Source organism: Streptomyces sp. NPDC003691 (genome assembly GCF_053981115.1).
The window spans coordinates 1-11248 of the sequence record NZ_JBSFNQ010000148.1 but is presented as its reverse complement, the minus strand read 5'-3'; the positions used below and the strand labels follow the sequence as shown (position 1 = coordinate 11248).

The 11248-nt window shown below is 72.8% G+C and carries 2 protein-coding genes and 1 pseudogene; 2 read left to right on the top strand and 1 reads right to left on the bottom strand.

Annotated elements, in window-relative coordinates; genetic code table 11:
• Positions 1-29 precede the first annotated feature (29 nt).
• Positions 30-7142: pseudogene (locus ACWDR0_RS33275) on the top strand (type I polyketide synthase); the annotation flags it as partial.
• 447 nt (positions 7143-7589) lie between these two features.
• Positions 7590-10421, top strand: coding sequence for a helix-turn-helix transcriptional regulator (locus ACWDR0_RS33270; RefSeq protein WP_456355559.1), 2832 nt, complete (start codon positions 7590-7592; stop codon positions 10419-10421).
• Between the two features lie 479 nt (positions 10422-10900).
• Here the strand turns inward: ACWDR0_RS33270 and ACWDR0_RS33265 are convergent, their stop codons facing one another.
• The gene (locus tag ACWDR0_RS33265) at positions 10901-11122 is read right to left on the bottom strand and encodes an acyl-CoA carboxylase subunit epsilon (RefSeq protein ID WP_456355558.1); all 222 of its coding nucleotides are present in this window, start codon (positions 11120-11122) and stop codon (positions 10901-10903) included.
• Between the last annotated feature and the right edge of the window lie 126 nt (positions 11123-11248).

The following is an 11248-nucleotide window of genomic DNA, read 5'->3' as shown; positions in this document are numbered from 1 at the left end:
GCACCCTGGTCGCGGCGCGCGGCCGGCTGATGGGTGCGCTGCCCGAGGGCGGCGCGATGGTCGCCGTAGAAGCCTCGGAGGAGGACGTACGCCCCCACCTCACCGATGGCATCGACATTGCGGCGGTCAACGGCCCGCGCTCGGTGGTCCTCTCCGGCGACGAGGACGCCGTCCTCAAGCTGGCGGCCCAGTGGAAGAACAAGCGCCTGCGGGTCAGCCACGCTTTCCACTCGCACCTGATGGACCCGATGCTGGCCGAGTTCCGTACGGTCGCCGAGGGGCTCTCGTACGAGCGCGCCGCAATCCCTGTGATGGGCCTGCCTGCCCTGGTCGATGCCGAGTACTGGGTACGCCATGTCCGGGACGCGGTGCGCTTCCACGACGCCGTCGAGCAGCTCCGTACCGAGGGTGTGACGTCCTTCCTGGAGGTCGGCCCCGACGGCATTCTGTCCGCGCTCGCCGAAGGCGGCGTCCCCCTGCTCCGCCGCGACCGGCCCGAGACGGAGTCCGCGCTCACCGCGCTGGCCCGCCTCCACACCACCGGCACCCCCGTCGACTGGGAGGCGTTCTTCGCAGGTACCGGCGCCCGGCGCACCGACCTGCCCACCTACGCCTTCCAGCGCGACCGCTACTGGCCCACCTTCCGCCACGAGACGACGGGCTCCCGCTACCGGGACGTGTGGCAGCCGCTCACCGAAGCGCCGTCCGCCCGGCTGGACGGTCTCTGGCTGGTGGACGCCCCCGAGGGGCACCCGTCCCTGGCCGCCCTCGCCGCGCACGGCGCCGACGTCCACCGGTTCGACCCGGTCGGCGGTACGGCTCCGCTCACCGACGGCCTCCGGCCCGCGGGCGTCCTGTCCCTGACGGACGGCCCGGACCGGGTGCTCACCCTGCTCCGTACCCTCGACGGCGCCGGGATCGACGCCCCGCTCTGGTGCGTCACCGGCGGCGCGGTCTCCACCGGACCCCAGGAGCCCGTGGCCGACCCCGGCCGGGCCGCGGTCTGGGGCCTCGGACGCGTTGCCGCGCTGGAACAGCCGCACCGCTGGGGCGGTCTCGTCGACCTGCCCGCCGAGCCCGACGACCGTGCCTGGGCCCGGCTCGCCGCCGTACTCGCCGCGGGCGACGAGGACCAGGTCGCGATCCGGCCCGCCGGGGCCCTCGCCCGACGCCTCGTCCGCACCGGCGCCGACACCACCGGCACCACCGGCACCACCGGCACCAGCACTGCCACCAGCACCGCCCCCGCCGCCGACAACGACACCGGCACCGGCACTGGCACCGGCACCGGTACCGCTCCGGCCCCCGGGACCGCAGGGTTCCGGCTGACCGGCACCGCCCTTGTCACCGGCGGCTCCCTCGGTGAACTCGTCGCCGACTGGCTGCGCGCATCGGGCGCCGACCGGGTCGTCACCCTCGACGACCCGGCGGACGCCGGACCGACCGTGCTCCGGCTCGCCGCCGAAGGCACCCCGGTCCGCTCCGTCTTCCACACCGCCGGTCTCTACGACCCGGCACCGCTCACCGCGACCACGCCCGAGCAGCTCGCCGCGGTCGCCGCCGTGAAACTCGCCCCCCTGACCGTCCTCGACGAACTGTTCGACGGGAACTCCGGCGGGAACTCCGGCGGGAACAACGGGAACTCGGACGGGAACTCCGGCGAGGACTCGGACGGGAACTCCGGCGGCGACCTTGAGGCGTTCGTCCTTTTCTCGTCCATCGCCGCCACCTGGGGCAGCCCGGAACTCGGCGCCTACGCGGCCGCCAACGCCGCCGCCGAGGCCGTCGTCCGCAACCGCCGCGCCCGCGGGCTGACCGCGACATCCGTCGCCTGGGCACCGTGGCTCACCGGCAGCAACCCGCTCGACACCGACCGGCTCCGCGCGCAGGGCATCCGCGCCCTGGTGCCGGAGACCGCCCTCGCCGAACTCGGGCGCGCCCTGGCGCGGGACGAGACGTCGGTGACCGTCGCCGATGTCGACTGGGCGCGTTTTGCCCCCCTCCTCACCGCGGTCCGGCCCAGCCCGCTGCTGACCGGGCTGCCGGAGGTACGCGACGCCCTCGCCGCCCGCCCGGCGGAGCGGACCGGCGGCGACGACCCGGCCGCCGCCCTCCGGCAACGGCTCGCCGGGCTCACCGCCCAGGAGACCGCGGCCGCCCTCACCGGCATCGTCCGCACCGAGGCCGCCGCCGTCCTCGGACACGGCGGCACCGACGCCATCGAACCCGGCCGGGCCTTCCGCGACCTGGGCTTCGATTCACTCACCGCCGTCGAACTCCGCAACCGGCTCGGCACCGCCACCGGCTTCACCCTGCCCGCCACGCTGGTCTTCGACTATCCGTCGGCCCTCGCCCTCGCCGCGTACCTCGGTGAACTCCTGGCCGAGCGGACCGGGCCCGCGCCCGCCGCGGACACCGCCGCCCGGCGCGCCGCCGACGACGACGACCCCATCGCGGTCGTCGGCATGGGCTGCCGCTTCCCCGGGGGCGTCGAGACCCCCGAGGAGCTGTGGCGGCTGGTCCTCGAAGGCCGGGACGGCGTCAGCGGATTCCCCGCCGACCGCGGCTGGGACCTGGACGCCCTCTACGACACCGACCCCGACCGGCCCGGCACCTCCTACACCAAGGAGGGCGGGTTCCTGCACGGAGCGGCCAACTTCGACCCCGGCTTCTTCGGTATCTCGCCCCGCGAGGCGCTGGCCATGGACCCGCAGCAGCGGCTGCTCCTCGAAACCTCCTGGGAGGCCGTGGAGCGGGCCGGAATCGACCCGGCGACACTCCGCGGCAGCAGCACCGGCGTCTTCGCGGGCGTCACCTACCAGGACTACGGCGCCCTGCTGATGGCCGCGTCGAACAGCTCCGAGTTCGAGGGGTACGTCAGCACCGGCAACTCGCCCAGCGTGCTGTCCGGCCGGGTGTCGTACACCCTCGGCCTCGAAGGCCCCGCGGTCACCGTCGACACCGCCTGCTCGTCGTCCCTGGTCACCCTGCACCTCGCCGTCCAGGCTCTGCGGCAGGGCGACTGCTCGCTCGCCCTGGCCGGCGGTGTGACGGTGCTGTCCACGCCCGTCGGGTTCATCGAGTTCTCCCGGCAGCGTGCCCTCTCCGAAGACGGCCGGTGCAAGTCCTTCTCGGCGGCCGCCGACGGCGCGGGCTGGGGCGAGGGCGCGGGCATGGTCGTCCTGGAGCGGCTCTCCGACGCGCGCCGCAACGGCCACCCGGTCCTCGCGATCGTCCGTGGCTCCGCGGTCAACCAGGACGGCGCGTCCAACGGTCTGACCGCGCCCAACGGGCCGTCCCAGCAGCGGGTGATCCGCCAGGCCCTGGCCTCCGCCGGTCTGACGGCGGCCGATGTGGACGTGGTCGAGGCCCATGGCACCGGCACCACTCTCGGCGACCCCATCGAGGCCCAGGCCCTGCTCGCCACCTACGGCCAGGACCACGCCGAGGACCGGCCGCTCCGCCTCGGGTCGCTGAAGTCCAACATCGGCCACACCCAGGCCGCCGCGGGCGTCGGCGGTGTCATCAAGATGGTGATGGCCCTGCGGCACCGGGTGATGCCGAAGACCCTGCACATCGACGAGCCGACGCCGCACGTCGACTGGTCGGCGGGCGCGGTCGAGCTGCTGACCGAGGCCCGTGACTGGGAGTCGGACCGTACCCGCAGGGCAGGTGTCTCCTCGTTCGGTATGAGCGGCACCAACGCCCACGTCATCATCGAGGAAGCACCCGTGGAGGTGCCGCCGGAGGAGCGCGAGGCGCGGAAGTCCGGGCACCCCGTGCTGCCATGGGTACTGTCCGGCAAGACCCCCGACGCCCTGCGGGCCCAGGCGGCGAAACTGCGCTCGTACGTCGACGGCCTCTACGCCGACGGTTCGTACCCGGACGACACGGCCGCGGACGGATCGGACACCGACGGTACGGCCGTCGGCCTCCGCGATATCGCCCGCTCGCTGGCGACGACCCGTACCCCGCTCGACCACCGGGCCGTCGTCGTCGCGGACGGCCGGGACGGCTTCCTGGCCGGCCTGGACGCGGTGGCGCGCGGTGACGGCGCGGTCCAGGACACGGCCGTCGACCACAAGGTGGCGTTCCTCTTCAGCGGTCAGGGCAGCCAGCGCATCGGCATGGGCCGGGAGCTGTACGACACGTATCCCGTCTACGCGGAGGCGTTCGACACCGTCTGTGCCCGCTTCGAACTCCCGCTGAAGGAGACCGTCTTCGGCGAGGACGCCGACCGGCTGAACCGGACCGAGTTCACCCAGGCCGCGTTGTTCGCGGTGGAGGTGGCGCTGTTCCGGCTGGTCGAGTCCTGGGGTGTGCGTCCCGACCACCTCGCCGGTCATTCGGTGGGTGAGATCGCGGCCGCGCAGGTGGCCGGGGTGCTGTCCCTGGACGACGCGTGCGCCCTGGTGGCCGCGCGCGGCAGGCTGATGGGCGCCTTGCCGGAGGGCGGCGCGATGGTCGCCGTAGAAGCCTCCGAGGAGGACGTACGCCCGCTGCTGACCGCTGGTGTCGACATCGCGGCGGTCAACGGTCCGCGTTCGGTGGTCCTCTCCGGCGACGAGGACGCCGTCCTGACCCTCGCCTCACGGTGGAAGAACAAGCGCCTGCGCGTCAGCCACGCTTTCCACTCGCACCTGATGGACCCGATGCTGGCCGAGTTCCGTACGGTCGCCGAGGGGCTCTCGTACCAGCCCGCCCGGATTCCCGTCGCCGGCCAGCCCTCCCACGTCGATGCCGAGTACTGGGTACGCCATGTCCGGGACGCGGTTCGCTTCCACGACGCCCTGGAACACCTCCGTACCGAAGGCGTCACCTCCTTCCTGGAGATCGGCCCGGACGGCATCCTGTCCGCCCTCGCCGACGGCGGCATCCCCCTCCTCCGCCGCGACCGCCCCGAGGCCGAAACGGCCACAACGGCCCTCGCCCGGCTGCATGCCCAGGGCACGATCGTCGACTGGGCCGCGTTCTTCGCCGGTACCGGCGCCCGGCGCACCGACCTGCCGACGTACGCCTTCCAGCGCAAGCACTACTGGCCCAGCTTCGAGCCCGCCGCCGACGCCGGGTCGGCCGCCATCGAAGGGGACGACACCTTCTGGCGGGCCGTCGAGGGCGGCGATCTCGACTCCCTCGCCGCCACCCTGGCCGTCGGAGCGGACGATCTCGGGCCCGTGCTGCCCGCGCTCGCCTCCTGGCACCGGCGCCGGCAGGAGACCTCCACCATGGACCGGTGGCGGTACCGCATCCACTGGAAGCAGGGCGACGAGACCCCGGCGCCGGTGCTGTCCGGGCCGTGGCTCCTGGTCCACCCCGACGGCCAGCCGCACCCCTGGGTGGCGGCCGCGGAGGCCGCGCTCGGCCGGTACGGCGCCACGGTGACCCGGATCGCCGTCGCGGCCGGGACGGACCGCGCCGAACTCGCCGCCCGGCTCGGGGCGGACCACCGGGGCGTGCTGTCGTTCCTCGCCTTCGGCGACGAGCCCGGCGCGACGACGGCAACCCTCGTCCAGGCCCTGGGCGACACCGGAGCGGACGCCCCGCTCTGGCTGGCGACCGGCGGCGCGGTCTCCGTCGGCCCCGGCGATCCGGTGACCGCGCCCGACCAGGCGCAGGTCTGGGGGCTCGGCCGGGTCGTCGGACTGGAGCACGCCGACCGATGGGGCGGTCTCGTCGACCTGCCCGCGGTGCCCGACGAGCGGGCGGCCGACCGGTTCGCCGGAGTTCTGACCGGCACGGAGGACCAGGTCGCCGTCCGTTCCGGCGGGATCTTCGTCCGGCGGCTCGGGCGGGCGCCGCGGAACGGCACCGGGACACCGTGGACCCCGCGCGGCACCGTTCTGGTGACCGGTGGCACCGGCGCCGTCGGCACCCATGTCGCCCGCTGGCTCGCGAAGTCGGGCGCCGCCCGGCTCGTTCTCACCAGCAGGCGCGGGGCCGCCGCGCCCGGCGCCGCGGCGCTCCGGGACGAACTGGCCGGACTGGGCGCCGAGGTCGTGCTGGAGGCGTGCGACACCGCCGACCGGTCCGCCGTCGCGGCCCTTCTGGACCGGCTCGACGCCGACGGCACCCCGGTCACCGCCGTCTTCCACACGGCGGGCGTACCGCAGACCACCGCACTCACCGAGACCACGCCGGGGGAGTACGCCGCCACCCTCGCCGCCAAGGCGGAGGGCGCCCGGCATCTGCACGAGCTGCTCTCCGGCCGGGACCTGGACGCCTTCGTCCTCTTCTCGTCCATCGCCGCCACCTGGGGCAGCGGCAACCAGGCCGCCTACGCCGCCGCCAACGCCTATCTGGACGCCCTCGCCGAACGGCGCCGGGCCGAAGGGCTGCCCGCGACCTCCATCGCCTGGGGAGCCTGGGCCGGAGGCGGTATGTCCACCGGGGACGGTGCCGAGGAGCACCTCCGCAAGCGGGGCGTCCGCACCATGGACCCCGAACTCGCCGTCACCGCACTGCACCAGGCGATCGAACAGGGCGACACCTGCGTCACCGTGTCCGATATGGACTGGGAGCGGTTCGTGCCCGGGTTCACCCTCGCCAGGCCCCGGCCCCTGCTGGACGGGGTGCCCGAGGTCCGGGCGGTGCTGGCCGCCGAGTCCGAGGTGCCGCAGGGGACCTCCACGCTCGCGGCGGAGCTGGGCGGACTGAGCGAGACCGAGCAGGAGAAGCTCCTGGCCGACCTGGTCGCCACTGAGGCCGCCGCCGTCCTGGGGCTGCCCGACGCGACCTCCGTCGGGGCCGAACGGGCCTTCCGCGACATGGGCTTCGACTCCCTCACCGCGGTGGAGCTGCGGAACCGGCTGATGAAGAAGACCGCGCTGCGCCTCCCGGCGACCGTCGTCTTCGACCAGCCCAACCCCACCGCCATGGCCCGCCACCTCCGTACCGAGCTGGCCCCCGAGGGCGGCGGCTCCGTCCTGGACGACCTGGACCGGCTGGAGGCGGCGCTCACCGGGCTCTCCGCGGACAACCTGACCCGCACCAAGATCACCGCCAGGCTCAACTCCCTGATGGCGAAGTGGACCAACGCGCCGGGTGGCTCCGGCACCCCGGACACGGCGGCCGGTCTCGCCGACGACGCCACCGACGACGAGCTGTTCAGCTTCATCAACGAGGCGCTGGGCAAGGGCCAATAGGGGGCGCAGTAGCGCAGTAGGGAGAAAACAGAAGTTCCGGAAGCAAAACGTCCCGCCGGGCCGCTCCGTGCGACCCGGCGGGCTTCCGTGTGCCCCGCGGCACAGGTCTTGCGCGGGCGCGCCGACACCGGTTCGGCCGGCCTGCCGCGTACCCTTGCCGTCATGACGCGTCCGCATCAACCGGCGGTCCGGCGCCGGACCGCCGGACGGCCCGTCATGACCGTTGTGACCTGCGGCGCAAAAGGTCCCGAGGGCCGCTCGGAGTGGCCCCTTAGGGGTGTCCGGGGGCTAGGGGTAAGGGTTTACAGGGGGATCCGCCTGAGGTTAGTGTGTCAATTGAACGCGGCTGTCCAGAGAGAGTTATCCGGATAACGAGAACAATTTAAATTCGGGTGACGGGTGCATGGGCGAGACGTAAACGGAGATCCGTCTTAAAAGCCCAGGTATATGCATGCCGTTGCCGCTTTTGCTTGGCCATGGTGCGGTATTGACGGGGGAAAGGCGTCGCCTGTGGTATTGGTGGAACGTTCGCGTGAAATGAAATTGTTCGACGAGCTATTTGCGGATACCGCCGGAGGAAGCGGAAAGATCGCGCTCGTCAGCGGAGCGGTGGCGAGTGGCAAAACCGAATTACTGCATGCCTTCGCCGACCGCTGTACCGCCCGCGGCGGCATTCTGCTGTCCGCGACCGCGACCAGGGAGGACCGCGGCGTCCCCTTCGGGGTGCTGCGGCAGCTGCTGGACTCACTGCCGTCCGCGGAACGGCTCGTCGAGGAGCTGACGGCCCCTCATGTAAGCAGTGAGACGCTGCGCGCGGTGGGCACCCTGGCGCTGGGACTCTCCGACGACGCGCCCCTGCTGGTGGCCGTCGACGACGTCCATCACGCCGACGCGGCGTCGATGGACTGTCTGCTGCGTCTGGTGAAGAGGATCCGCTCCACCCGCGTGATGCTGGTGCTCGCGGAGTCCACCCAGGCCTGGTCGGTCCACCCGGCCTTCCGGATCGAACTGGTCCGGCAGGCCCAGTTCCGGCGGATCAGACTGGCGCCGCTCACGGTCGACGGCGTGGCCGAGATGCTCTCCCAGCACCTCGGGCAGGCAGCCGCCTGGAGCCTGGCGCAGGAGGCCCACCAGGCCACCGGCGGCAACCAGCTCCTGGTCAGAGCGCTTATCGAGGACTACGCGGATGTGGTCGAGTTTCCCGACCATATGAGCCAGCCGATGGGGGAGAGCTTCCGCCAGGCCGTGCTCACCTGTCTGTACCGCAGTACGCCCGAGACCCTGGAAGTCGCCCAGGGCATGGCCGTACTGGAGGCCACCGGCTCACCGGCCGAGGTCGCCGAGCTGCTCGACCGCGATCCGGAGACCGTCGAACGGGCGCTGTACGCGCTCCAGACCGCCGGGCTGGTCGAGAACGGGCGCTTCCGGCATCCGCTGATCCGGGCCGCCGTCTACGACGATCTGGCCCCCGGCCGGCTGACCGAGCTGCATACCCACGCGGCGCAGCTCCTGCGCGACGGAGCCGGCTGCGTCACCGATATCGCGGACCATCTGGTGGCCGCGAAGCAGGTGAACGCCGACTGGGCGGTGGCCGAGCTGGAGCGGGCGGCCGAACGGGCACTGGACGAGGACGACGAGGAGTCCGCGATCCGGTACGTCGAGTTCGCGCTCTCGATGTCCGCCGGACCGGGGCAGCAGGCATCACTCCGGATGCTGCTGACCCGGGCCGAATGGCGCAGCAGTCCCGAGACCGCCGCCCGCCATCTGGAACCGCTGTACCAGGCGCGGCGCGAGGGGCTTCTGAGCCCCGAGCAGGCCGCCGTACTGCTGCGCGCGGCGATGTGGCACGGGCATGTCCAGGACGCCGAGGAGCTGATCGGCGAAGTGGCGGGCACCGCCCGGCCCCGGAGCGGTACCAGGTCGCACGCCTTCCTGGTCAGCACCAGGAACTGGGTCAAGTACGCCTGTCCGCAGTTCCTGCCGGGCGACGTCCGTGAGGACGCTCCGGCGGCCGGGCCGGCGCCGTCGCCGCCCGGACAGCAGGCCCAGGCGGTGGCCGCGCTCAGCACCGTCCTCGGGCAGGGCCGGGACGAGGACGGCTGCAGTACCCGGGTCGCCGAGCAGATCCTCCAGACGACGTCGCTCTCCGACGCCACCCTGGAAGCCGTGATGGCGGCCCTCCAGACCCTGATCTACGCCGAGCAGCTGCCCATGGCCGCGCACTGGTGCGACCTGCTGCTCGCCGAGGCGGACACCCGCGGGGTCGTGTGGTGGCAGGCGGTCCTCTCCTCCTGCCGGGCCGAGATCGCCGTGCGCAACGGCGAACTGGTGGAGGCGCAGAAGCACGCGGTCCGCGCGCTCAAGCTGATCGGGGTCCGGGGCTGGGGCGTGGGCGTCGGCCTGCCCGTGGGCACCCTGCTCGATGTCGCCACCTCCATGGGCGATTTCGACAGCGCCCGCCGTTACCTCAAGGAATCGGTCCCCGAGGTGATGTTCCAGACCGTGTACGGGCTGCCCTATCTGCGGGCCCGCGGCCGCTACTACATGGCGACCGACCGGCTCCAGGCCGCCCTCGTCAACTTCCGCTACTGCGGCGAGCTGATGACCTCGTGGAATCTGGACGCACCCTCGCTCATCCCGTGGCGGAGCGATATGGCGGAGGTCTACCTCCGGCTCGGCGACCACGAGCGGGCCCAGCAGCTCGCCAAGGAGCAGATGTCGCGCTCCGGTTCCCGGACCTCCCGTACCTACGGCTATTCGCTGCGGGTACTGGCGGCGACGGCGGGCCACCGGGCCCGGCTGCGGATCCTGAAGGAGTCCGTCGAGGTCCTCCAGGCCCGCGGCGACCGGCTCACGCTCACCCAGGCGCTGTCCGACCTCAGCCGTGCCCATCAGTCGCTCGGTGAGTTCAGCAAGGCGCGGATGATCTCGCGCCGGGCGGGCCGGCTGGCCAAGGAGTGCCGGGTCCAGCGGATGCAGGGCGAGACGGCGGCGGCGGTGCAGGAGAAGCCGCTGATGATCGTGGAGCGGAACCCCGACAAGTGGTCGCCGCCCACGGCCTCGGTGGCTCCCGCGGCGGAGGTGCTGACGCTCTCCGAGCGGCGGGTGGCCGCCCTGGCCTCCCTGGGTTACACCAACCGCGAGATATCCGGGAAACTGCACATCACGGTGAGCACGGTCGAGCAGCATTTGACCAAGGTGTTCCGGAAGCTGAATGTGAAGCGGCGGACCGACCTCCCCGTCGATCTGGAATTCCAGGGCGACGGCTCGGTCTGCTGACATCGCTGTCGGGTACCGGACCTTCCGGTTTCCACTCCGTGTCCCCCGGGTGAATATCACCCGGGGGACAGGTGTTTCCGGCGGGGGAGCGCGGGGGATTGGGGGCGGTGCCCGCCCCGGCCGTCCGCGGGGCTCCGGGGGCCGGCCGCCGGATTCCGGAGCCGGTTCGTCCGGCCGGACCGGACGGATATTCGCGGGGCGTCCTGAGAGCATCCCGAGGGCGTCCGGAGAAAGGCCCCCGGGGCTCCGCCGTTCGGGTGTCCGACACTACCGACGTGCCGGAAATGGTTGAAAAGTTTACATGCACATGTATCTTCTCGGCCATTTTGTACGGCCTTCCGGCTGAAAACAGCGGCTGGAAACGGCGGGACCCCGGTGCCGCCCCGGCAGGGGGCGGCACCGGGGTCCCGTCCGTGCGTCCGTCCGTCCGTGCGCCTGTCCGTGCGCCCGTCAGGGCGCCCGCCCGGCGGGGCGCACCGCTAGCGATGCCGCCAGCTGTGCGGGGGGCGGAAGCCCGAGGTCGGTTCCAGCCGGTGCCAGGGGGCGCTGGAGCAGCGGCGGCCCCCCGTCCCGGGCGGCGGCGCGGCGGCCGCGCGGGCCATCAGCAGCGCGGTCACGGCGGCGAGTTCCTCCGGCTCGCACCGGCCTCTCTCCACGCGCAGCAGGGACGGGTCCGGGGTACCGGCGGCGGGTTCGGTCATGGTGTGCGTCCTCCGGGTTCGTCGGCCGGGTGCTACTGCGGCGGGTTGCCGTGCTTGCGGGACGGCAGGTCGGCGTGCTTGGTGCGGAGCATCGCCAGGGAGGCGGCGAGGACGGCGCGGGTCTCG